Raw genomic sequence first — 22,889 nt, 5'->3', positions numbered from 1 at the left:
GGTCGCACGTGCGACCGGGGCCTTTCGTCTGGACCGTCATGTCCGAGCGCGGCTCAGGACAGCGCCGAGATATTGAGGAAGCCCGGGACCGGCCCGTTCCAATCCATACCGTCGAACGCCGAATGCGCCGCCACTTCGGCTTGGGCGCGCGGAGCCTTGCGACGCGCGCTGCGCGCAGGAGCGGCCGGAGCCTCTTCGCGGACTTCGGGCTTGGCCGGAGCCGGCTCGGGCGCGGGCACCTTGGCGGCCGGTTCCTTGCGGGGTGCATCGCTCTTCGGCGCGCGCTGCGCCGATTTGCCCGCATCCGCCTTGGCCGGACGCTTGCGCCGCTTCGAGGCCGGCGCGGCATCGTCGGCGGTCTTCGCCGGAGCAGCCTGGTAATCGGCATCGCCATTGGCGAGACCAGCGTAGAGCGGGATCGCGCCGCCCGTCAGCTTCTCGACATTCTCGACCGCCTCGGCGTCCTCCGGCGTGATGAGCGTGAAGGCACGGCCCGTGGCGCCGCCGCGACCGGTACGGCCGATGCGGTGGACATAGTCGTCCGGGTGCCAGGGCGTGTCGTAGTTGAACACGTGGCTCACACCCTTCACGTCGAGACCGCGCGCGGCAACGTCCGAGGCAACGAGAATGTTGATCGCGCCCGACTTGAAGTAGTCGAGTTCGGCGATGCGCGAGGCCTGGTCCATGTCGCCATGGATCTCGCCTGCCTTGAAGCCGTGGCTCTTCAGGTTCTTGGCAAGGTCGCGCACGGTCGTCTTGCGGTTGCAGAAGATGATCGCCGTCGAGACGTTATCGGTGTGCAGCAGTTCGCGCAGCGCCTCGCGCTTCTTGCGCGAGGTGACCGGCACCTTGAACTGCTCGATGTTGGTGTTGGTCGAGGCCGGACGGGCCACTTCGATATACTTGGGGTTCTCGAGGAAGCGGTCGGCCAGCTTCTTGATGACCGGCGGCATCGTCGCCGAGAACAGCAAGGTCTGCCGGTTGGTCGGCAGCTTGGCGCAAATCGTCTCGATGTCCGGAATGAAGCCCATGTCGAGCATGCGGTCGGCTTCGTCGATGACGAGCAGTTCACAGCCGGTGAGCAGGATCTTGCCGCGCTCGAACAGGTCCATGAGGCGGCCGGGCGTCGCAATCAGGACGTCGACGCCTTCCTGCAGCGCCTTGACCTGATCGCCCATCTGCACGCCGCCGATCAGAAGCGCCATCTTCAGATCGTGGTTCTTGCCGTACTTTTCGAAATTGTCGGCGACCTGGGCGGCGAGTTCGCGGGTCGGCTCCAGGATCAGCGAGCGCGGCATGAGCGCCCGGCGGCGGCCATGGGCCAGCACGTCGATCATGGGGAGGACGAAGCTGGCGGTCTTGCCGGTGCCGGTCTGGGCGATGCCGATCAGATCCTTCATCATCAGGACGGAGGGAATCGCCTGCGCCTGGATCGGGGTCGGTTCGCTGTAGCCTGCGGCCTCGACCGCTTGCAGCAATTCGTCAGACAGGCCGAGATCGGCAAAGTTCATAAACGCTCAGGTTTCCGGAAAAAGGAAGGGTACGGGAACACGTGGTGTCGTGGCGCGGGAGCGTATCGCCCTTGCAATGAGCCCCGAGCAGCACGATTGCGGGCCCCTAGTCCCATTGACCCACAAAAGTCAAGGAAATCCGCAGAACTCGTTGGCAGACCGACTTAGTCCCGCATCGGGACAAGCTGATGCAATTGCGTAAGAGCGCACTTCATACCACTGCGCGACTGCAACTTGTCGCGGTTGACGCAGACCTGGCCGTCTTGCGAGCGCGAGACGTAGAAGCCCGAATAGAAATCCATGGCCCGGCACGAACGCTCGAGTTCGGCGGTCACGACACGCCGGTCGCGCATATAGAGAAGCAGACGATTGCCGCGCTCGGGCTGGACACCGGCGATGCCGCCCGCAGGAACGCACTTGCCCATGGGCCGCTCCTCGAAGCGCGCATCGCCACGCGGTCCCGAGCGCGGGTCGCCCTCGGGAAAGGCCGCGCGCATGTCGGGCGGAACATCGCCCGCAGCCCGAGGGGAAATGCGGATCGTTACACGCTGCTCGATACGAACCTGCCAGGCGTCTTCGGGCTCGTCCGTGACCGGACGGATCGGAGGCTCCTCGTACGAGGACCAGACCGGGTCAACGAGCGAAGGCCAAAGGGCCGCATTGTCGTCGCCCTGCGTCATCTCCAGCCATTCCATCGGCTGCAAAGCCGACGACGCGGGCGCAAGCAGCGCCAACGGAATGGACAGGACGGATGCAAAACTCATTGCAGAATGATTTCCCCGGACACGGTCATGCCGTCGCGCGCACTCTAGCGCAAGAGCTTGAACGACCGGTGAACCCTTCGCTTCACAGCCCGCCCCCGCGAGAGCGAGCCGCAACACGCTTGCAATGTGGGGGTGAAAGGCCCTCGCGGCTGTGCCATAGCGCCAAAGCGATGAAATCCACCGATACCTTCCTGGAGCAGGCGCTCGCCCTGCTCGGCGAACGCGGCCTTACCCGTGACCCCGACCTGACCGCCCCCTGGACCACGGACTGGCGCGGCCGCTTCGAGGGCAATTGCCTCGCATTGGCCTCGCCCGCCGACACCGCCCAGCTCGGTGCGCTGATGAAGCTGTGCGAAGAGGCCGCGATCAACGTCGTCCCGCAAGGTGGAAACAGCGGAATGTCGGGGGGAGCGACCCCCTCGGCCTGCGGAGAGCAACTGCTCGTCTCATTGCGCCGGATGAACGAAATCAGCGAAATCGACGTCGAGGCGCAGCGGGTCACCTGTGGCGCCGGTGTCGTCCTCCAGGACCTGCACGCGGCCGCCGAAGCCGCGGACCTGCGCTTCCCGCTGACGCTCGGCGGCAAAGGCTCGGCCACTGTTGGCGGCCTTATTGCAACCAATGCGGGCGGCACCCAGGTCCTGCGCCACGGCCCGATGCGCAGCCTGGTGCTGGGCCTCGAGGTCGTGCTGGCCGATGGCCAGATCTATTCGGCGCTCACCCCGCTGCGCAAGGACAACCGCGGCTTCGACCTCAAGCAGCTGTTCATCGGCGCCGAAGGCACCACCGGCATCGTGACCGCCGCGACGCTGCGGCTGGTCCCGGCCGTGCGCGAACGGATCGTGATCTGGGCGGGTCTCCATTCGCTCGGCGCAGCGCGCCAGCTCCTGCTCCATTGCGAAGCCACGCTCGAAAACGCCGTGGAGGGATTCGAAGTCCTCCCCGCCTCTTGCCTCGAACACGTGCTGGACTACCTGCCCGACGCCCGTGCACCGATCGCCGGCCACCACCGCTGGCACGCACTGATCGAGGTCGTGGCCGATACCACGTTCACCGGCGAGGTGCGCGAGCGTTGCGAAGACACTCTTGCCTCAGCGCTCGCGAAGGGCCTGATCGAGGACGCGACGCTTTCGGCAAACGAAGGTCAGGCCGAGGCGTTCTGGCGCCTGCGCGAATCGATTTCGCCTGCCGAACGCGCACGCGGCCCCGCCGTGCAGCACGACATTTCGGTTCCGGTCGAGGCGATGCCCCGCTTCATCGAGACGGCTTCCCCCCTGCTGGAACGTGAATTCCCCGGCACCAGTGCGCTCGCATTCGGCCATCTCGGCGACGGCAACGTGCACTTCCACGTAATCGCCCCGCCCGGCGTCACCCCGGCAGCCTGGTACGGCGGCGCGGCCAAGACCATCAGCGCCCGCGTGCACGACCTCGTGACGCAATGGGGCGGCTCGATTTCGGCCGAACACGGCATCGGCCAGCTCAAGCGCGACGAACTGGCCCGCCTCGCCGATCCCGTCGCGTTGCACCTGCTGCGCACCGTAAAGGCCGCTCTCGACCCGCAAGGGCGGCTCAATCCCGGCAAACTGGTGTGAGCGCCTACATCAAAAATGTGGACATCGCCTCCGCCCGGCAGAGCGCGGACACCTCCGCTTCCCGGGCGCCTGCCAGCCTAAGCACCTGAACCCGGGCCCATTCTCCCGAGCCAGGCTCGCGCTCCAGCCTGCCCCCGAGCACGCTGTACCCGGGGCCTTGACGGACCCGCGCGCCAGCCCATCGGCTTGCACGCCCGCATCCAAGCCACTAAAGCCACGCGCTGATCTTTTTCAAACCTCGATCGCGGAGAGTATTGCAATGGCCACTGCGCCACAAAATCCATCCCTTCCCTTGTTCTACAAGGATCTCGTGCCGCTCAATTCGCAGCAGCACGCAAGCTGGAAGACGCGTTCGACCGACAAGGCGACCTGGCTGGCCGGGATCAATTCGATTCCCCTCACCGTGGAAGAGTTCCCGCAGGCCCAGCGTCACTTCCCGATCATCTTCACCGGCGGTGACCAGCCGATCCCGCTGGCGCTGATGGGCATGAACGAAGGCGTGAACGTCTTCGTCGAGGACGACGGCACCGTCACCAACCCGGTCTACATCCCGGCCTATGCGCGCCGCTACCCCTTCATGCTCGCGCGCCTGCGCCCCGACAGCGAAGAGCTCTCGCTCTGCGTCGACCCGAGCAGCGAGCTGGTCGGCGAGATCGAGGAAGGCCAGCCGCTGTTCGACGGCGCCGAGCCCAGCGAGACCACCAAGAACATGCTCAAGTTCTGCGAGAACTTCGAGATGGCCGGCAACAAGACCGCCAGCTTCATGGAAGAGCTCAAGAAGCACGACCTGCTCATGGACGGCGAGCTCAACATCGACATCGGCGGCGGCCAGCCCTTCAACTATCGCGGCTTCAAGATGGTTGACGAGAACAAGCTGCGCGACGTGCGCGGTGACGTACTGCGCCAGTGGAACCAGAACGGCCTCCTGGCGCTGATCTACGCGCACCTCTTCTCGCTCGAGCTCGTGCGCGACATCTTCGGTCGCCAGATGCAGCAGGGCAAGGGCCCGGCCGCGCCGGCCCCGGTTCCGGCCGCCAACGTCTGATAGCAATCGCTGCCCGGCGCGCGAACCCTCCCGTCGAGGGCGGGCATCGCGCGCCGGAAGCTTCGGCGGAAGGCTCCCAGCACCGCCTCATGACAAAAATGTCACAGAGCTGAACGAATGCGTAAGATACGTTCACTTTAATCTGGACATCATTGCGAAAATTTGCGTTTAAGAATCTCTTGATCTGCGCTCAAGGTTCGCTATGTTGGTAACTGCCTGACCGGCGCTACCCTCATGGCCCGGTTTGGTTGGTGCACTCCGTGTGCACCTCCTCCCTGAACCTTGGCCACCTCGTGCATCGCACGAGGTGGTTTTTTTATGGCCCCCTGCCAAGGCGGCAAAACCACCCGAAACGATCAGGCGAATTTTCCCAAGGCAACGCTAACGCTGGTTACTGCGCGGCGAGCGCCCAGCCATCGTCCGCGCGAGGGCGCGCAAGATCAGTGACCACGGCCGCCTGCAGGCGCACCAGCGCGGCAAGGTCCTCGACGAGACGGTCCAGCCCCTCACCCAGCTCCCGCAAATCCGCATCGAGATAGCAGGTGCGATCGATCTCGAGCTGGACGGCGTGGATGCCCTTGCGAGGCCCCGCATGCCGATCGAGCACATAGCCCCCTGCGTAGGGGCGATTGTGCGCGGCTTCGCGCCCCAGCCGGGCCAGATGGGCAAACGTCGCCGCAACAATGGCTCCATGGCAGCTTGCCCCGAAGCGATCCCCAACCACGATCTGCGGCGCAACGAAGCCACCGCGCACGCTCAGGGGCGGCATCGAATGCAGGTCGACCAGCAAGGCGACACCCCAACGCGCGCGGATTTCCTCGAGGCGCTGCGCGAGCGCGCCGTGATAGGGCGCGTGGACGCAATCGATGCGCCCTTGCACCTCGCGCAGCGTCAGTCGCCGGCGCCAGAGTTCGCCGACGCCGGGCAGACGCCGGGGAACGAGCCCGAGGCCACTGCGCGCCCTCGCGGAAAGCTCACCGCGCCCCCCGCCCATGGCGCTGGCGCCCTCGCCGTCCGGATCCCGCTCGACCATGCCCCAGTCGACGTCCTCGGGCGAACGGTTGAGATCGATCACCGCGCGCGGAGCATGCGCCAGGAGAAGATCCGCACCGGTCGCTCGCGCGATGCCAAGGGCCACATGATCGATGAAGCGGTCCTCGAGACGCAGGCTGCTCGCCTGGGCGTCGCGCAGATTGCCGAGCACGGCCTTGGGATAGGCCCTTCCCGCGTGCGGCACGGCCACCAGGATCGGCAAGGGCGACGGCTCACGACGGTGGAGCGTGAACGCCGGTTGCCCCGGCAGGCCGGGCACGCGCCCACCCTCGATCATCTGCACCTGTGCTGACGGCACATCCGGTTTTGGCGAATCTGGGAAAAACGGCTCGTCCGACATGGAAACCACGCTGCCCGTATCGGGCGCACCTGTCAAAACGTCCCATCGCACACGCAAGGCCGACGAAGGGGACGGGCAAGAATTTTAACCCGATCGGTCGTAAGACGATTCGCCCGTTCGCGCCGCTTCGCCGGCGCCTGAGAAACACGACTGGAAAAGCACAACGCGATGATCCGCATCCTCCTTGCCGAAGACGATCAGGCCATGCGCACCTACCTTGCGCGCGCCCTCGAGAAAGCCGGATACGAGGTGGTTTCCGTCGACCGGGGCACCGAGGCGGTGCCCCTGCTGGAGTCGCGCCACTTCGACCTCCTGCTGTCCGACATCGTCATGCCCGAGATGGACGGCATCGAACTGGCCCAGCACTGCGCGCGGATCACGCCCGCCACCAAAGTCATGTTCATCACCGGATTTGCCGCCGTATCGCTGCGCGCCAGCCGCGAGGCACCGCAGGCCAAGGTGCTTTCCAAGCCCTTTCACCTGCGCGATATCGTCGCCGAGGTGCAGCGTATGTTCGGGCTGAGCGAGCACGCCGAACTCTAATTTCAACTTTTTCAAAAAAGCCCCTTGCCAACCCAAATGCCCCCCGCTAGAGGGCCAGTCCTCCGGACGGCACGCCGCCTCGGAGGCTCGAATGGAATGGGCGTATAGCTCAGTGGTAGAGCACTATGTTGACATCGTAGGGGTCGCAAGTTCAATCCTTGCTACGCCCACCATTCCAAAGCCCCGGAAAGCCCTGCTTTCCGGGGCCTTTTCGTTTCCGCAACCGCAAATTCCCGCTCCTGCCGGACGTCCTTTGCGGAGGCCTGGAATCCGCCGCCGCCATCGCGATCCACAAGCTTTCGATGACCGTTTTCGCACTGCAATCGTCGTCATCGCGGGCCGTCATCGAACCGCCTTCGAACGGCAAGAATAGCGCCATGTCACCCGCTTAACGGCTCGGCACCCGAACAGGAGCCGATTGCCATGCGTACCATCCTCCGCCTTTTCGCAACGACGAGCTGCCTCATGCCGATGGTGGCCCTTGCCGCCGAGCCTGCCTCTCCTTCCGAAACGGCGGCCGATGCCACCGCCGACGGCGCCGCGACGAACGAGATTCTCGTCATCGGCCAGGGCGAAGTGCGCCAGACGCAGACCGTCACCGCCGTGCAGCTCGCCCAGCTCGCACCCGGGACAAGCCCGTTCAAGGCGATCGAGAACCTGCCCAGCGTCAATTTCCAAGCCGCGGATCCCTTCGGCGCCTATGAATGGGCAACCCGCCTCTCGATCCGGGGCTTCAACCAGAACGCGCTCGGCTTCACCCTCGACGGCGTCCCGCTCGGCGATGCGAGCTACGGCAACGTCAACGGCCTGCACGTCAGCCGCGCGATCACGACCGAGAACATCGGCACCATCGAGGTCAGCCAGGGCGCTGGCGCACTGGGCACGCAGGCGACCAACAACCTGGGCGGGACGGTGCTCTACACCTCCACCGACCCGCTCGATCACTTCGCCGTGGACGCCAACGGCACACTGGGGAGTTGGGACGACCGGCGCAGCTTCGTGCGGGTCAACCTGGGCACCCACGATGGTCCGCGCGGCTACGTCTCCTATGTCTATTCCGCGAGCGACAAGTGGAAGGGCACCGGCCAGCAGAAGCAGCAGATGGCCGACGCCAAGATCGTCGTGCCGCTGGGCAGCGCGACCGAGCTGACAGGCTACTTCGACTACTCCGACCGCAAGGAAAACGACTACCAGGACATGTCGCAGGACATGATCGACCGCCTCGGCTACAGGTGGGACAACGTCTCGAACGACTACGCGCTCGCGGTGGCGGCCGGCCAGGCCTACCAGAACGGAACCGACCTGCCCTCGCCCTACGCGACCGTCGACGATGCCTATTTCAACGCGGCAGGCCTTCGCACCGACTACCTGGGCTATGTGGGGCTGACCTCGCAGCTTTCCGAAGCGGTGACCTTCAAGGCCAAGGGCTACTACCACCGCAACGACGGCATGGGCATCTGGTACACGCCCTATGTCGCAAGCAGCAACGGCTCGACGTTGTCGATCCGCACCACCGAATACGGCATCCGGCGCGGCGGCGGCACCGCCGACGTCACCGCGAAACTGGGCGACAACACGCTGAGCGCCGGGGGCTGGTTCGAAAGCAACGCGTTCAACCAGGCCCGCCGCTACTACGACACCGCGAGTGACACCGATCCGGGCTACGGTCTGCTCGATCGCCCCACCGACCCCTTCTATACCCAATGGGAAGGCGACTACCTGACCACGACCTGGCAATACTATGTCCAGGACACCTGGACCCGCGGCAACCTCACCCTTAACGGCGGCTGGAAGGGCTTCAGCGTCGCTGAGAAGGCCGACGCGGTGGTCGCAGGCCTTGCCACCGGCAAGATCACGTCCAAGGACTGGTTCCAGCCGAGTTTCGGCGCGAACTACCGCCTCGGCCACGGCAGCGAAATCTATGCAAGCTTCAGCCAGGCGACGCAGGCCTTCACCGCGGCGGGCACCAGCGGGCCGTTCTCGACCACGCAGGACGGCTTCGACGCGATCAAGGACGAGCTCAAGCCACAAAGCTCGGACACGTACGAGGTCGGCTACCGCTACGCCGACGCCTGGCTGAGCGCGACGCTTGGCGCCTACCTCGTGAACTTCCACAATCGCCTGCTGGCGGTGACCACGGGCAGCGGGATCGAGGGCAACCCCTCGGTGCTCCAGAACGTGGGCGGGGTGCGCTCGCTCGGCCTCGAGGCGCTGCTTCACGCACGCCTGAGCGGAGCACTGGGCGCGACGCTGTCCTATTCCTATAACGACAGCACCTACCGCGACGACGTCACCACGTATGCCTCGGACAACACCGCGACAGTGACGCAGCTGCGCGGCAAGACGGTGGTCGATGCGCCCAGGCACATGGCGCGCGCCGAACTCGCCTACGACGATGAGGCGCTGTTCGGCCGGATCGGCGTCGACTACATGTCCAAGCGCGCCTACACCTACACCAACGACCAGTGGGTCGGCGGGCGCGCGCTCGTCGATGCGAGCTTGGGCTACCGCTTCGCAAACTCGGTTACGCGCAGTCCGATCGAGGTGCAGGTCAACGTCACCAACTTGTTCGACACGCATTACGTCGCGACCGTGGGTACCAACGGCTTTTCCAACAGCGGCGACGCGCAGACGCTCTCGGTCGGTGCGCCTCGCGCGGTCTTCGGGACGATCAAACTGTCCTACTGAGCCGCCGACCGAAACGCAGGAAGGGGAGGTGCGCCCAAGCGGCGCGCCTCCCCTTCTTTCTTCATGTACCGGATTCGCGGTGTTGCGGCGATGGCGGGGCATTGGCGGGCCCGACTTCCTCCACACCACCGCCCGTCGCCTGGAACAGCGCCGCGGTGTCTGCCAGCCGTATTGCGCGCGCCTCGACCAGCGCCTGCGCCGCCTGTGCGTTCTGCGAGGAGGCGTTGAGCAGTGCGAGGCTGTCGATGTTGCCGAGCTGGGCCTGGCGCCGGGTGAAGGCCAGCGATTTGTCGGCCGCTGCCGCGCCCTGCTCCGCCGCGGCATAAGCCGACACGTCGGTGTCGAGCGCGGTCAGGGCATTGCCCACCTCCTCGAACGCGTGGAGCGCCGCGAGCCGATAACGCGCCTTGGCCGCATCGAGCGCGGCCTCTGCCCCCTCCTGCTGTTTCTTGAGCGCCCCCGAATGGAAGATCGGCGCGGTGATCCCGCCCAGCAGCGACCAGAACGGGTTACCGCTGGCGAACATCTCGGCGAAGTTCGTCGCCGTGCCGCCCGCACTCGCTCCCAGGGTAATCTGCGGCAGGCGCGCCGCGATCGCGGTGCCGACGTTCGCCCCCGCCGCGACCATCGCCGCATCGGCCGCGCGCAGATCGGGGCGTTGGGCGACGATTTGTGCAGGCAGCCCGATCGGCAGGTCATCGGGCAGAGCGAGGTCATCGAGCCCGGGCAAATCGGGCAAGGGATTGCCCGGCGCAATGCCGAGCAACACGCCGAGCGCGGCGTCCTGTTCGGCGAGCGTGCGCTGCAGGGCCGCAAGCGCCCCGCGCGCCTGCGCGAGCGCGGCCTCTTCGGCGGCGACCTCGCGCGCGCCCACGTCGCCGATCTGCTCGCGTCGCTTCAGCAACTGCGTGATCCGCTCGTAATTGCCGACACTTAGGCTCGCCCCGTCAATCTGAGCGCGCAGGCTCGCCTGTTCGATCACCGCGAGGACAACGCTGTCCGCCACCGTCAGGCGCGCGGCGAGAAGCTGCTGGCACGCCACTTCAGCCTGCGCCTTTGCCGAACGGACCTCGCTGCGTTGCAGCCCGAAGAGGTCCAGGGGATAGGACACCGAGACGTTCGCGGTGTGCAGCGAATAGACCGTGGGCGCGGGATCGACGAGCGGGCTCGAGAGCGTATGGGAGAGCCGGTCGCGTTCGAACGTCAGCCCAGCGTCGATCTGCGGCCCGGCGTCGCCGCGCGCCACGCCTGCCCCCGCCTGCGCCTGGCGCAAGTTGGCCTGCGCCACGGCGAGGTCCTCGTTGGCGGCGAGCGCGCGCGCGACCAGGGCATTCAGCGCCGGCGAGCCGAAGCGCGTCCACCAGTCGGGCGGGGTCACCTCCCCAGTGTTGAGCGCCTGCATCCCGGAGCCGGCCGCCCCAAAGCTGCGCGATGCCTCGGGAGGCGGCATCGGCAGGTCGGTGGTGGGATGCTGTGGGCCGAGCGCGCAACCTGCAAGCAGGCTGGCGCCCAGCAGCGCGGGCAGCAGCCCTGCCCGGCCTTTCATTCGACGGACCTTCATGCGAGCAATTCCTTGGTATCCTCGTCGCGGCGGCGATGGCGCATGTCGCGGCCATGGGCGCCGCGATCACGCGGCGCGACGTGGCGCGAGAACATGCGGATGAGCACGGGCAGCACCAGCAGGATCAGCACCGGAGCCAGCGTCATGCCGCCCACCACGACGAGCGCGAGGGGCTTCTGGACCTGGCTGCCGATACCGTTCGAGACGGCCGCGGGCGCAAGGCCGATGGCGGCGACAAGGCAGGTCATGACCACCGGGCGCAGGCATTTCTGCACCGCGATGCCGATCGCCTCGCGGCGCCGGTGTCCCTCGTCGACCGTCTGGTTGTAGGTCGTCACCACCAGGATGCCGTCCATCACCGCGATGCCGAACAGCGCGACGAAGCCGATCGCGGCCGAGATCGAGAACGCGGTTCCGGTCAGCGCCAGCGCCAGCACGCCGCCGATGATCGCCATCGGGATCACCGAGAAGGCCAGCAGCGTGTCCACCAGCGAAGAGAAGTTGGCGTAGAGCAGGATCAGGATAAGCCCGAGGCTGATCGGCACGACGACTTCGAGACGGTCGATGGCCCCTTGCAGGTTGGCAAGCTCGCCCGCCCATTCGAGGTGGTAACCGGGCGGCAGGATCACGTTCTTCGCGATTGTCGCCTGCGCCTCGCTGATCGCCCCGCCAAGGTCACGGTCGCGTACCGAGAACTTGATCGGCACATAGCGCTCCTGATGCTCGCGGTAGATGAACGAGGCACCCGAAGTCAGCGAGATCTTCGCCACTTCGGAAAGCGGGACCTGGACGATGCCCGAACCGTCGGGCGCGGGCGCGCCGATGGTGATCCGGCCAATCGCGGCAAGGCTGCTGCGCTCGTCGGGTTTCAGGCGCACGACGATCGGGAAGTGGCGGTCCGATCCGGCTTCGTAGAGATCGCCTGCTGACGTCCCGCCGATCGCGGCCGCGATCGTCTGGTTGATCGCGTCGGGCGAAAGGCCGTAGCGCGCCGCCTCGCCGCGATCGATCTTGATCTGCACGGTCGGCTGGCCGAGCGGCATCGAGACGCCAAGGTCAGCGATCCCGCGCACGTGGCTCATCTGGTCGCGGATCTGGCCCGCGATCTTCTGCAGCACGGTCATGTCGGGGCCGAACAGCTTGACCGAGTTCGCCCCCTTCACGCCCGAGCTGGCTTCTTCCACGCCGTCCTCGATGTACTGCGTAAACTCGAAGTCGACACCCGGATAACGGGCCTGGAGCTTGTCCTGGATCTCCCTGGTGAGGTTGTCCTTGGTCACACCCTTGGGCCATTCGTCGGCGGGCTTGAGCGGGGTGTAGAATTCCGCGTTGAAGAAGCCGGTGGCATCGGTGCCATCGTCCGGGCGGCCATGCGTCGAGGTGATGCGCGCCACTTCGGGGTAGGAGGCGATGAGGTCGCGAATCGCGTTGACCGTGGGTTGGCCTTCCTCGAGACTGACCGAAGAGGGCAGCGTCGCGCGGATATAGAGGTTGCCCTCCTCCAGCTTGGGCAGGAACTCGATGCCCAGCGTGCGCACCGCCAGCATCGAGGTGCCGAACAGCACGAGCGCCACCCCGATCACCAGCACCCGGTTGGCGAGCGCGAAGGCGGCGGCCGGGCGGAACACCTGGCGCAGCTTGCGCACCACCCAGGTCTCCACTTCGTCGAGCCGGTCGGGCAGCAGCAGCGAGGCCAGCACCGGCGAGATCGTAAAGGTCGCGATCAGGCCACCGGCAATGGCGTAGGCGTACGTCTTGGCCATCGGGCCGAAGATGTGCCCCTCGACGCCGGTCAGCGTGAACAGCGGCAGGAAGCTGGCGATGATGATCGCGGCGGCGAAGAATATCCCGCGCGAAACCTCGCGCGAGCCGTGGAGGATCGCCGAGAAGCGGGTCATCAAGGTGGGCTTGGTGCGCCCGGCCTCGATCTCCCCGGAACGCCGCACGAGGTGGAGAAAGATGTTCTCGACCATGATCACGCTGGCATCGACGACGAGGCCGAAGTCGAGCGCGCCGACCGAGAGCAGGTTGGCGGATTCGCCCTGGATGGTGAGGATCAGCACCGCGAAGGCGAGCGCGAAGGGAATGGTGATCGCCACGATCAGCGCCGAACGCAGGTTGCCTAGGAACAGCCACTGGAGCGCGAAGATCAGGAGGATGCCCACGACCAGGTTCTCCATGACCGTGTGCGTGGTCACGCCGATGAGATCGGAGCGGTCGTAGATGCGGTCGATCTTGACGCCCGGCGGCAGCACGCCGCCCGCGTTGATGGTCTCGACTTCCTTCTGCACGGCCTTGATCGTGGGCATCGATTCGGCGCCGCGCTGCATCAGCACGATGCCCATGACGACGTCGTTGTCCTGGCCCTCCCCGGCAATACCCATGCGCGGCTCGTTGCCGATCTTGACCGTGCCGACATCGGCAACGGTCACCGGCGTTCCCGCATTGGTGCCCACCAGCGTGTTGCGGATAGCATCGACCGACTGGATCAGGCCGACGCCGCGCACGATCGCCGCCTGCGGCCCGAAGTTCACGGTCTGCGCGCCGACGTTGGCGTCGGCCTTGCCGATCGCGCCCAGCACGTCGGACATGGTGATGTGCTGCGCGGAAAGCTTGTCGTTGTCGACGACGACCTCGTAGGTGCGCTCCTTGCCGCCCCAGCCGGTGACGTCGACGACGCCCGGAATGCCCTTGAAGCGGCGCTGGAGCACCCAGTCCTGCAAGGTCTTGAGGTCCATCACCGAATAACCGGCGGGGCCGGTCAGGCGGTAGCGGTAGATCTCGCCGATCGGGCTGGTCGGGCTGATCTCGGGATGCGCGCCCTCGGGCAGGTCGGTAAGCTGCGAAAGGCGCCCCAGAACGCGTTGCTCGGCCTCGTGGAAGCCGACATCGTAGGTAAACTGTACCTTGACGTCCGAAAGGCCGAACAGCGAGATCGTGCGCACCGCCTTCACATCGGGAATGCCCGCGATGACCTGCTCGATGGGAATGGTGATGTCGCGTTCGACTTCCTCGGACGAAGTGCCCGAGGACTGGGTGATGACCTCGACCATCGGCGGAACCGGGTCGGGATAGGCCTCGATGTTGAGATTGGCGAAGGCGATCCCGCCCGCGAGGATCATCGCCAGCAGGAACACGATCATGAGCACCCGCTGGCGCAGGGCGATTTCGACGAGACGATTCATGCGCCCAGGCCCGCCTCGTTGACGAAGAGCGCCCCGGCGGTGACGATCGTCTCGCCGGGCTTGAGCCCCGAAGTGATACGATCGAAGCCGCCGTTGCTGTCACCTACGGTCACCTCGCGCCCCCACAGGAGGTCGCCCTTGCCCAGCACCCAGACGCGCGCCGTGTCACCCTCGTGAATGACCGCGCTCGAGGGCACGAGAATGCCCGTTGCGGGCGCGCCGAGCTGACGGATGCGGAAGTCTGCGAACATCTGCGGCTTGAGCGCACCGTCGGGATTGGCGACCGTGGCGCGCACCGGCAGGCGATGGCTGACAGGATCGAGCGAGGCGGCGATATTGTCGATCCGCGCCTCGAAGGTCCGGCCGGGATAAGCCGGCGTCGTGACCGCGACGGGATCGCCCACGCGCACCCCGGCAAGCGAGCTCTCGGGCAGCTGCGCGACAAGCCAGACCCTGCCGGTGTCGGCGATCGTGAGGAGCGGCGCGGTGTCGCCCGAACCGACGAACTGGCCGGGCGCGACATTGCGCGTGGCCACCGTGCCCGACACCGGCGCCGTGTAGACGACGCTCGATTGCGCGACGGCGCCCCGGCTGACCCGGGCCCCCGAAGGTCCGAGCAGCGCCAGGCGATCCTTGGCTGCGCTAAGGTTCGCGCCAGCGGCGGCCTCGCTCGCCTGCGCGGTCAGGAGGTCGCTCTGGGCCTGGCGGTAGTCCTTCAAGGCGCCGCCGCCGGTCTCGTATATCTGCTTCTGGCGCGCTTCGGCATCGCGGGCGACCTGCAATTGCGCCGCAGCCGAAGCTGCCTGCGCCTGCGCCGCCAGCAGCGAAGCGCGCGCGTTGACGAAATCGGGCGAAGCGATGCGCAAGAGTGGCTGCCCGCGCACGACCTTGTCACCCGCCGCCACGAAAACGTCGGTCACCTGCCCGGTGTAAGGCAGGATCACGGGGGTCGACTGGTCCTCGTTCACCGAGATGAGACCCGTTGCGGTGACGAAGCCCTGCTCCGAACCGTCACTCACCTTGAGCAGCTGCATCGTCTTCAACTGATCCGCGGTCGCCCGATAGGCGCCCGGCGGGGTATTGTCGGGCTGCGCGGGCGCAGGCGTGCGCAGCCAGCCGACCAGCATCCACAGCGCCGCGAGGGCGGCAAGACCCGCCACGACGAGGCCGATCAGGCGGTATTGTCCGGCCCTTTCGAGATGGACGGCGGGAGGCAGAGGTTCGATTTCGTGTTCGGCGGCGCTCAAGGCGGGGCTCCACTCACTTGAAAAAGGGACAGGAGCGCTCCACTCAAGCCTGCGGCTTACACCAACCTTACAGATGGATCGCGATGCGGGTTTTGCTTGTCGAGGATGATGCGTCCCTGGCCGAGAGCTTGATGGCCGCGCTCGCGCGCAGCGGCATCGCCGCCGACCATGCCGAGCTTGCCGAAGAGGCCGAGCTCATGCTGGAGACCGCGCAGTACACCGCATTGCTGCTCGATCTTGGCCTTCCCGATGCCGATGGCCTCACTTTGCTGGAGCGCCTGCGCAAGGCGGGCACCGCCCTGCCCGTGATCGCCCTCACCGCGCGCGGGGCAATCGGCGAGCGGATCGCCGGGCTCGACGCCGGGGCCGACGACTACCTCGTCAAGCCCTTCGACTTCGACGAACTCGAGGCGCGCCTGCGCGCCATTCTGCGGCGGCAGGCCGGGCTCCAGTCCGGGGCGCTGGCCTGCGGAAACGTTCGGCTCGATTCGCGCAGCCGCGAGATGGAAGTCGAGGGCCGGCGCCTCGCCGTCTCGGCGCGCGAGGCCGCGATTGCCGAACTGCTCCTGCGTCGGCCGGGCCGGGTCGTGACGCGCCAACTCGCCGAGGACCAGCTGTTCGGCCATTCGGAGGAATTCAGCTCGAACGCGGTCGAGGTCTATGTCCACCGCTTGCGCAAGAAGCTCGAGAACGCGGGCGCCGACGTGCGCATCGAGACGATCCGCGGCGTCGGCTACCTGCTGCGTCCGGTCGACTGATGCGCGTCGCGAAACCCGCCCGGCTCTGGCCGCACAGCCTGATCGCGCGCGTCGTGCTCTCGCAAGGCGTGCTCATCGTGCTCGCCGCCATCGGCGTCTGGGAAATCGGCGGCTGGCAACTGCGCCACGCGGTCGTGCTTGAACAGCGCCGGGTGCTCGTCGAACAGGCTCGCCAGATCGCGCAAGGCTATCGCGGCGGCGACAAGGTCGACTTGCCCCCCTCGCTCGAACTCGCTTACGACAGTTCCTACGACGGCCGCGCCTTCGTCATCATCACGGTGAAGCGCGGACCGGTCGCGGGAAGTCGCTACGCCGACGGCATTCCCTGGGAGCGTGTGCCCACCAACACGCACGCCACCAGCTTCTCGATCGCCCCTTTCGGCGGCATCTCGATGCCTTTCACCCACAGCAAGCGGCAATACTGGGTCGTCGTCACCCAGGACGAGAGCGGCCCCGGCGTGATCCTTCACCGCGTCATCGCGCAGTCGATGCATGGGTTCGCGGTGCTGATCGTGCTCCTGCTGCTGGCCTTCGGGCTGTTCGACTACATCCTCGTGCGCTCGCTCATCGGCAAGGTCGCCCAAGCCTCGGACGGAGCTGCCGCGATCGGCCCCAAGAATCTCGCCGCGCGACTCGACGAACAAGGGCTGCCGAGCGAAGTCGGGCCGCTCGTCCACGCCATCAACGATCTGCTCGACCGGCTCGAGGCAAGTTTCACCAGCCAGTCGCAATTCGTCGGCAACGTCGTCCACGAATTGCGCACCCCGCTCGCGACCTTGCGCCTGCAGGCGCGCGACGTCGACGCGGCACCCGTGCGCGCCCGGCTCGAAGACCAGGTCGACCGCATCAGCCACGTCATCACCCAGTTGCGCCACCTCGCCCTGCTGGATTCGGCGCCGCAACTTGGCGAGGACGTCCGCCTCGACGATCTGGCCCGCGACGTGGTCGTCGAACTTGCCCCGCGCGCGCTCGACAGCGGCCATACCATTGCGCTCGAGACCCAGACTCCCGGCGCCACCGTCATCGGCAACCCCACGCTGCTCTCGCTTGCCCTGATCAACCTCGTCGCCAACGCGATCGACCACACCCCGCGCGGCACCGCGATCCGCGTCGGCGTCGGGCCGCGAGCGCTGAGCGTGGAGGACGATGGCCCGGGCATCACTCTCCACGACCGCGAGCACCTGACCCGCCGCTACTGGCGCGCGGATCGCAAGCGCTCGGACAACGCCGGGATCGGACTTGCGATCGTGCACCGGATCATGGAGCTGAACGGGGGTCGGCTCGAGATCTTCACGCCCCCCGAAGGCGGCGCCGGATTTTCGCTCATCTTCGCCCACTAGGCGCAAGGCCCGGTCGGGCCTGGTCGTCGTCGGGCCTTTGGGGGGGCGCCCAATTAACGATAATGATTTGCAATACCAATCCATGGTCGCACGACGGGCACCATATGTCAGTGCCGCCTTGCTATGCGCGCCCTCACTGCCTAAGAGACGGCCAAATTCTCACCCACTTTCACCCCAGGGGAGCTTTTCTCGAATGGCAAAGATCAAGGTAATTAACCCCATCGTCGAAATGGACGGCGATGAGATGACCCGCATCATCTGGGAGTGGATCCGCGAACGCCTGATCCTCCCCTACCTCGATGTCGACCTCAAGTACTACGACCTCTCGGTCACCAAGCGCGACGAGACCGACGACCAGATCACCGTCGACGCCGCCAACGCCACCAAGAAGTATGGCGTGGCCGTGAAGTGCGCAACGATTACCCCTGATGAAGCCCGCGTCGAGGAATTCAGCCTCAAGAAGATGTGGAAGTCGCCCAACGGCACGATCCGCAACATCCTTGGCGGCGTCGTCTTCCGCGAGCCGATCGTGATCTCGAACGTTCCCCGTCTGGTTCCGGGCTGGACCGACCCCATCGTGGTCGGCCGTCACGCCTTTGGCGACCAGTACCGCGCCACCGACACCAAGATCCCGGGTCCCGGCAAGCTTCGCCTGGTCTTCGACGGCGAGGACGGCACCAAGATCGACCTCGACGTGTTCGACTTCCCCGCTCCGGGCGTCGCCATGGCGATGTACAACCTCGACGAGTCGATCCGCGACTTCGCGCGCGCCTCGTTCAACTACGGCCTGAACCTGGGCTGGCCGGTCTACCTCTCGACCAAGAACACGATCATGAAGGCCTACGACGGCCGCTTCAAGGACCTGTTCCAGGAAGTGTTCGACACCGAAGGCTTCGCCGAGAAGTTCAAGGACGCGGGCATCCACTACGAACACCGCCTGATCGACGACATGGTCGCCTCGGCGCTCAAGTGGTCGGGCAAGTTCGTCTGGGCCTGCAAGAACTACGACGGTGACGTGCAGTCCGACACCGTCGCGCAGGGCTACGGCTCGCTCGGCCTCATGACCTCGGTCCTGCTCGCACCCGACGGCAAGACCGTCGAGGCCGAAGCCGCCCACGGCACCGTGACCCGTCACTACCGCCAGCACCAGCAGGGCAAGGCGACCTCGACCAATCCGATCGCCTCGATCTTCGCGTGGACGCGCGGTCTTGCCTACCGCGGCAAGTTCGACAACACCCCCGAAGTCGTCGCCTTCGCCGAGACCCTCGAGAAGGTCTGCATCCAGACCGTCGAGAGCGGCAAGATGACCAAGGATCTCGCGCTCCTGATCGGTCCGGACCAGAGCTGGATGACGACCGAACAGTTCTTCGAGGCCATTGTCGAGAACCTCGAGACCGAAATGAAGGCCCAGGGCCTCGGCTGAGCCGAATTGCCGAAATTTCGATGAACACCGCGGGGCGGGCTGGTCAATCCAGTCCGCCCCGTTTCGTTTCCGATGGGAGAACACCCGAGATCGCTGTAAAATGATATCAGTATGCATTATCAAGTAGGGCTAATGTATACCTTTGCTCATAATCCGGTGACGAAGTCTTAAAAAAGCTGTTATACACTTGTCCGTAAGAACCTTCGGGACCCGCCAAGTACGTCGCAAGCGAGGCCGCAAACCGCCAAAGGCGGAGGCGGAATCATCCTCGGTAGATAATTGGGCAGAGGCGCGAGCTGGCACTGGCAGCCGATCGCGCCGAGAACGGGAAAGAGGGCAAGGCAGATATGGGATATGTCTCAGCTGCGGAATTCGTACGGAAATTTGCGCGATTCAGGGACGAAGCGCATGATTCTCCGGTATTCATCACGCATCATGGGCGCGAGACCCATGTGCTGTGCCCGATCGACGTTTGGAACAACGGCGGCGCCGGACGCAACGACAGCGCAGCGAACCAGCGCAACGACTCGGCGACGTTCGCCCTCGCGGACTGGATCGACGACGGTGTCATCGCTTGCGACCAGGAGTTGCGGATCGTCTTTGCGAACCGCAACGTGCACGCGCTGGTCAAGGCCAAGGCCGGAACGCTTGTCGGCAATATCCTGAGCGAGGCGTTGCCTGCCCTTTGCGGCAGCCTGCTTGAAGTCCAGGCCCGCCAGACCCTGATCCACGGCCATCCCAACATGGCCGACATACCCTCCCCCTTCATCGAGAACGCCTGGCTGCGCTTCCAGGCCTTCCCGCTTGAAGACCGCCTGGTCATCCGCCTTCACGACATAACCCAGGAAGTGGAACGACACTTCAAGGCCAACGTGAAGGAGGCGATTCTCCAGGCGCTCAACCTGCATGGCGGCGTATCCTACGTGCGCGTATCGCTTCGCGGCACGATCGACCGGGTTGATGCGCCCTTCTGCAACCTCGTCAATCTGCCCGAGGAGCGCTTGATCGGGGTCCAGCTCACCGACCTCATCAGCGTCGGCGACAAGGTGGCGTTTCGCGAAGTGCTGGAAAGCACCTTGCGCGGCGCCGAGCCGGTGCAACTGCGCACCCGCTTCCTCAGCAACAGCGGAGATTACGTAGCGGTTCGCATGGGCCTGGTACGCCTCGACGGGGTCTACGGCTGCGAAGGCGCCCTCGCAGTGCTCACCGAGGAGAGCGACGAGTTAGGCTAACCGGCACGCGTCGGCGCCCTGCACGCTCGAGGCCCGCCCGCATCCCTGCGCGGCGGGCCTTTGCATACCTGCTCCTTGTTTAACCACTTCTCCCCCGCCTCGCCCAGTTACGTGCTTTCTCTTGCACAATTGACCGAAAACCGATGTTTCGCAATTAAGGTCGAATTTACCATTCAGGCAACATACTGTTAAATATATAATTATTTGAATTCACCCACTTCGTAAAATCCGCAATTCGAAGGTCAACAGGCGCAAAAGATCGTTGTCAGACGGGGTCCATTCTACTCTTCGGGAACAGGAGAGAGTTTATGACCACGGGCATCACCGGTCAGGGTTCAACGAAGGGTCAAGCCGCCCCGACAGCGAGGACGACCAAATCCCCACTGCGCGGACGGTCTGCCGGAAACGTCCGGATTGCCTCGGATACGCGCGGTGCGGTCCTCGTCGAAGCCGCACTCGCTCTTCCCGTACTAATAACGCTGCTCCTGGGCGTGATTACCTATGCGGGCTGGTTCATGGCGGCCCACACCCTTCAGCAAGTCGCCAACGAGGCGGCACGTGCCTCGGTCGAAGGCCTGGACGCGCTCGAGCGCCGCCAGATCGTCGACGCCACGGTGGCCGACAGCGTCCTGCACGCCGGAACGCTCGACCCCGACCTGGTGACTGTGCGCACCGGGATCGACGGCCAGTATTTCCGCGTCACCCTGAGCTACGACGTGACCCGTTCGGGCATGTTCCAGAATTCGCTCGTCCCGCTTCCCGGCCCCACGATCGACCGCGAGGCGACCGTCCAGCTTCCCGCGATGTGAGGGCCGATGCCATGGACGCCATCCTTCACCGCCTCCAGCACCTTCGCCGCGATCGTGGCGGCGCCGTTACCGTCCTGCTCGCCGGTTCGCTGCTCATGCTGATGGGCGCGGCCACGGTCTCGGTCGATCTCGGCTCGATCTACCTGGCCCAGCGCAAGCTCCAGGGCATTGCCGACGCCGCCGCGATGGCTGCCGCGCAGGAAACTGCCCTGACGTTGCGCCGCTCGGCCGCGCAGGGCGTCATCACCCAGAGCCAGGAAGCCGACGTCGAAGTCGCCAGCCTGGAAAACGGTACCTATCGGCAGGACAAGGCCATCCCGGTGGCGCAGCGCTTCCAGACCGGCGGGGACGAGAGCGCGGCCCGGATTCGCCTGGTCCAGACGGTCCCGCTCTTCTTCGGCCGAGCACTCGGCTTCAAGGACGCAACCGTGACCGCTCAGGCCACTGCCGCACGCCTCGACATGGCCTCCTACTCGCTCGGGTCGAGCCTCGCGACGGTTTCGGACGGCATCCCCAATGCCCTGCTTTCCTCGCTGATAGGAACCCAGCTCAATCTCTCGGTGCTCGACACGCAGAGCCTCGTCAACGCACAGGTGGACCTGCTCGGCTTCGCCGATGCCCTCAAGGCGCAGGTCGGTGCCAAGAATATCGCCTATGCCGAGCTTTTCGACACCCCTCTCCCGCTCGGCGATGCCCTGCGCGCCATCGCCTCGACCGTGGCCGACACCCAGACCGTGGCGGTGATCGATCGCATCGCCGCCACCGCCCCCCTCGTCGATGTCAAGCTAGCCGATGTGCTCGACCTCGGCCCCTATGGCCGGCTCGACTACAACCCTGGCACCAAGACGGTGGGCATCGACGCTTTCTCGCTGATCCGCACGCTGCTCGAACTCTCGCACGACGACACGCTCGACCTCCAGTTCGACCTCGCCGTGAGCGGCCTTTCCAATGTCCACGTGCGCCTCGTGCGCGGCTACGGAATGGAGCATTCACCCTGGCTGACGATCACCGGCGCGCGCGACTATGTCCTGCGCACCGCGCAGGCCAGGCTCCTCGTCTCGACCCGTGCCGGCACCGGCAACCCGCTCCTTCCCTCGATCGAGGTCCCGATCTACATCGATCTTGCCGAGGCCGAGGCCACGCTCGACGACATCCAGTGCTCGGGCTCCCCCGACACCGACGGGGTAACGCTCGGCGTCACCCCCGCACTGGGCAACGTGGGCATTGGGACGCCCAACGCCACGGACATGGGCGACCTCTCAAAGACCATCACCCTTTCGCGCGCCACGCTGATCAACGTGCCCCTCCTCGCCAAGGTTACCGCGCTCTCGCAAGTCTCGCTCGGCGGCACGACCGGGCCGCAGCAGGTCCTGTTCAGCTTCGACGACGTCCAGAAGCAGGTGACCAAGACCGTGTCGGTCCACGACCTGACCCAGTCGCTCGCCACCTCGCTGATCGCGCAAACCGATCTGCAGGCGCAGGCACTGGGCCTCACGCTCAGCCTGTCCTCGATCACGAAGATCGTGGGCAACACGCTCGGCGTCATTGCCCCGACGCTCGACAAGACCGTCTTCTCGCTCACCGATGCCCTGGGCGTACGCGTGGGGGCAGCACAAGTTCGGGTCAACAAGGTTCGATGCGGGGTGCCCACCATCATAGCCTAATAACGGCCATTCCGCATTGCCCCCGTGGGGAGAGAGTAAGGTTCTCGCTTTCCCCACGCCACTCAGGCCCGCGACCAGCCCTCGGTCGCGGGCCTTCTTCCTGTCAAGGTTGAACGCGCCAAATGTTCATGTTA

General features: G+C 65.8%; 16 protein-coding genes and 1 tRNA gene. 11 read left to right on the top strand and 6 right to left on the bottom strand.

What is annotated here, in order from left to right:
• Window positions 1–53: 53 nt before the first annotated feature.
• Together HT136_RS23320 and HT136_RS23315 are read right to left on the bottom strand one after the other, a co-directional pair.
• On the bottom strand, window positions 54–1,511 hold the full coding sequence (locus tag HT136_RS23320; RefSeq protein WP_214202241.1) for a DEAD/DEAH box helicase: 1,458 nt from the start codon (window positions 1,509–1,511) through the stop codon (window positions 54–56).
• Window positions 1,512–1,675: 164 nt separating this feature from the next.
• Window positions 1,676–2,275 (bottom strand): hypothetical protein, encoded by a 600-nt coding sequence (locus HT136_RS23315; RefSeq protein WP_214202240.1) that lies wholly within the window; start codon window positions 2,273–2,275, stop codon window positions 1,676–1,678.
• Between the two features lie 170 nt (window positions 2,276–2,445).
• Between HT136_RS23315 and HT136_RS23310 the strand changes: the two genes are divergently transcribed.
• Complete coding sequence (locus HT136_RS23310) at window positions 2,446–3,867, top strand: FAD-binding oxidoreductase (RefSeq protein WP_214202239.1); 1,422 nt, start codon at window positions 2,446–2,448, stop codon at window positions 3,865–3,867.
• 259 nt (window positions 3,868–4,126) lie between these two features.
• Entirely contained in the window at window positions 4,127–4,912 is a 786-nt protein-coding gene (locus HT136_RS23305; RefSeq protein ID WP_214202238.1) for a SapC family protein, read from the top strand.
• 391 nt (window positions 4,913–5,303) lie between these two features.
• Here the strand turns inward: HT136_RS23305 and HT136_RS23300 are convergent, their stop codons facing one another.
• Window positions 5,304–6,242 (bottom strand): N-formylglutamate amidohydrolase, encoded by a 939-nt coding sequence (locus tag HT136_RS23300; RefSeq protein ID WP_214202237.1) that lies wholly within the window; start codon window positions 6,240–6,242, stop codon window positions 5,304–5,306.
• Between the two features lie 231 nt (window positions 6,243–6,473).
• Between HT136_RS23300 and cpdR the strand changes: the two genes are divergently transcribed.
• The 3 genes from cpdR to HT136_RS23285 all read left to right on the top strand — a co-directional run bounded on the left by cpdR (window position 6,474) and on the right by HT136_RS23285 (window position 9,536).
• A complete protein-coding gene (gene cpdR / locus HT136_RS23295; protein ID WP_214202236.1) occupies window positions 6,474–6,848 on the top strand; it encodes a cell cycle two-component system response regulator CpdR in 375 nt (124 codons plus the stop codon).
• Window positions 6,849–6,946: 98 nt separating this feature from the next.
• Window positions 6,947–7,021, top strand: a tRNA-Val gene (locus tag HT136_RS23290).
• A gap of 250 nt (window positions 7,022–7,271) precedes the next feature.
• Complete coding sequence (locus HT136_RS23285) at window positions 7,272–9,536, top strand: TonB-dependent receptor (protein WP_214202235.1); 2,265 nt, start codon at window positions 7,272–7,274, stop codon at window positions 9,534–9,536.
• A 61-nt stretch (window positions 9,537–9,597) separates the two neighbouring features.
• Here HT136_RS23285 and HT136_RS23280 read toward each other — a convergent pair whose 3' ends face one another.
• The 3 genes from HT136_RS23280 to HT136_RS23270 are packed head-to-tail and all read right to left on the bottom strand — an operon-like array spanning window position 9,598 to window position 15,529.
• The gene (locus HT136_RS23280) at window positions 9,598–11,097 is read right to left on the bottom strand and encodes an efflux transporter outer membrane subunit (protein WP_246544271.1); all 1,500 of its coding nucleotides are present in this window, start codon (window positions 11,095–11,097) and stop codon (window positions 9,598–9,600) included.
• Entirely contained in the window at window positions 11,094–14,282 is a 3,189-nt protein-coding gene (locus tag HT136_RS23275; RefSeq protein ID WP_214202234.1) for an efflux RND transporter permease subunit, read from the bottom strand. Before HT136_RS23275 ends, HT136_RS23280 begins: the two co-directional genes overlap by 4 nt.
• Complete coding sequence (locus HT136_RS23270; RefSeq protein WP_246544269.1) at window positions 14,279–15,529, bottom strand: efflux RND transporter periplasmic adaptor subunit; 1,251 nt, start codon at window positions 15,527–15,529, stop codon at window positions 14,279–14,281. Before HT136_RS23270 ends, HT136_RS23275 begins: the two co-directional genes overlap by 4 nt.
• Before the next feature lie 83 nt (window positions 15,530–15,612).
• Here HT136_RS23270 and HT136_RS23265 point away from each other — a divergent pair, with 83 nt between their 5' ends.
• From HT136_RS23265 to HT136_RS23240, 6 genes are all read left to right on the top strand, one after another.
• Complete coding sequence (locus HT136_RS23265; RefSeq protein ID WP_214202233.1) at window positions 15,613–16,287, top strand: response regulator; 675 nt, start codon at window positions 15,613–15,615, stop codon at window positions 16,285–16,287.
• Window positions 16,287–17,627, top strand: coding sequence for a sensor histidine kinase (locus tag HT136_RS23260; RefSeq protein ID WP_214202232.1), 1,341 nt, complete (start codon window positions 16,287–16,289; stop codon window positions 17,625–17,627). Before HT136_RS23265 ends, HT136_RS23260 begins: the two co-directional genes overlap by 1 nt.
• 193 nt (window positions 17,628–17,820) lie before the next feature.
• A complete protein-coding gene (locus HT136_RS23255; protein WP_214202231.1) occupies window positions 17,821–19,050 on the top strand; it encodes an NADP-dependent isocitrate dehydrogenase in 1,230 nt (409 codons plus the stop codon).
• A 452-nt stretch (window positions 19,051–19,502) separates the two neighbouring features.
• Window positions 19,503–20,282 carry a PAS domain-containing protein gene (locus HT136_RS23250; protein WP_214202230.1) on the top strand — a complete coding sequence of 260 codons (780 nt, stop codon included), beginning with the start codon at window positions 19,503–19,505 and terminating at the stop codon, window positions 20,280–20,282.
• Window positions 20,283–20,590: 308 nt separating this feature from the next.
• The gene (locus tag HT136_RS23245) at window positions 20,591–21,091 is read left to right on the top strand and encodes a TadE family protein (protein WP_214202229.1); all 501 of its coding nucleotides are present in this window, start codon (window positions 20,591–20,593) and stop codon (window positions 21,089–21,091) included.
• Between the two features lie 11 nt (window positions 21,092–21,102).
• On the top strand, window positions 21,103–22,755 hold the full coding sequence (locus HT136_RS23240) for a pilus assembly protein TadG-related protein (protein WP_214202228.1): 1,653 nt from the start codon (window positions 21,103–21,105) through the stop codon (window positions 22,753–22,755).
• Window positions 22,756–22,889 lie beyond the last annotated feature (134 nt).

Source organism: Novosphingobium profundi (assembly GCF_018491765.1).
GTDB classification, from domain to species: Bacteria; Pseudomonadota; Alphaproteobacteria; order Sphingomonadales; family Sphingomonadaceae; genus Novosphingobium; species Novosphingobium profundi.
This window is presented reverse-complemented; position numbering and strand designations above follow the sequence as displayed.

Coding starts and splice junctions, on each gene's coding strand:
- HT136_RS23320 (WP_214202241.1), bottom strand. CDS start 1,511: ATGAACTTTGCCGATCTCGGCCTGTCTGACGAATTGCTGCAAGCGGTC.
- HT136_RS23315 (WP_214202240.1), bottom strand. CDS start 2,275: ATGAGTTTTGCATCCGTCCTGTCCATTCCGTTGGCGCTGCTTGCGCCC.
- HT136_RS23310 (WP_214202239.1), top strand. CDS start 2,446: ATGAAATCCACCGATACCTTCCTGGAGCAGGCGCTCGCCCTGCTCGGC.
- HT136_RS23305 (WP_214202238.1), top strand. CDS start 4,127: ATGGCCACTGCGCCACAAAATCCATCCCTTCCCTTGTTCTACAAGGAT.
- HT136_RS23300 (WP_214202237.1), bottom strand. CDS start 6,242: ATGATCGAGGGTGGGCGCGTGCCCGGCCTGCCGGGGCAACCGGCGTTC.
- cpdR (WP_214202236.1), top strand. CDS start 6,474: ATGATCCGCATCCTCCTTGCCGAAGACGATCAGGCCATGCGCACCTAC.
- HT136_RS23285 (WP_214202235.1), top strand. CDS start 7,272: ATGCGTACCATCCTCCGCCTTTTCGCAACGACGAGCTGCCTCATGCCG.
- HT136_RS23280 (WP_246544271.1), bottom strand. CDS start 11,097: ATGAAGGTCCGTCGAATGAAAGGCCGGGCAGGGCTGCTGCCCGCGCTG.
- HT136_RS23275 (WP_214202234.1), bottom strand. CDS start 14,282: ATGAATCGTCTCGTCGAAATCGCCCTGCGCCAGCGGGTGCTCATGATC.
- HT136_RS23265 (WP_214202233.1), top strand. CDS start 15,613: ATGCGGGTTTTGCTTGTCGAGGATGATGCGTCCCTGGCCGAGAGCTTG.
- HT136_RS23260 (WP_214202232.1), top strand. CDS start 16,287: ATGCGCGTCGCGAAACCCGCCCGGCTCTGGCCGCACAGCCTGATCGCG.
- HT136_RS23255 (WP_214202231.1), top strand. CDS start 17,821: ATGGCAAAGATCAAGGTAATTAACCCCATCGTCGAAATGGACGGCGAT.
- HT136_RS23245 (WP_214202229.1), top strand. CDS start 20,591: ATGACCACGGGCATCACCGGTCAGGGTTCAACGAAGGGTCAAGCCGCC.
- HT136_RS23240 (WP_214202228.1), top strand. CDS start 21,103: ATGGACGCCATCCTTCACCGCCTCCAGCACCTTCGCCGCGATCGTGGC.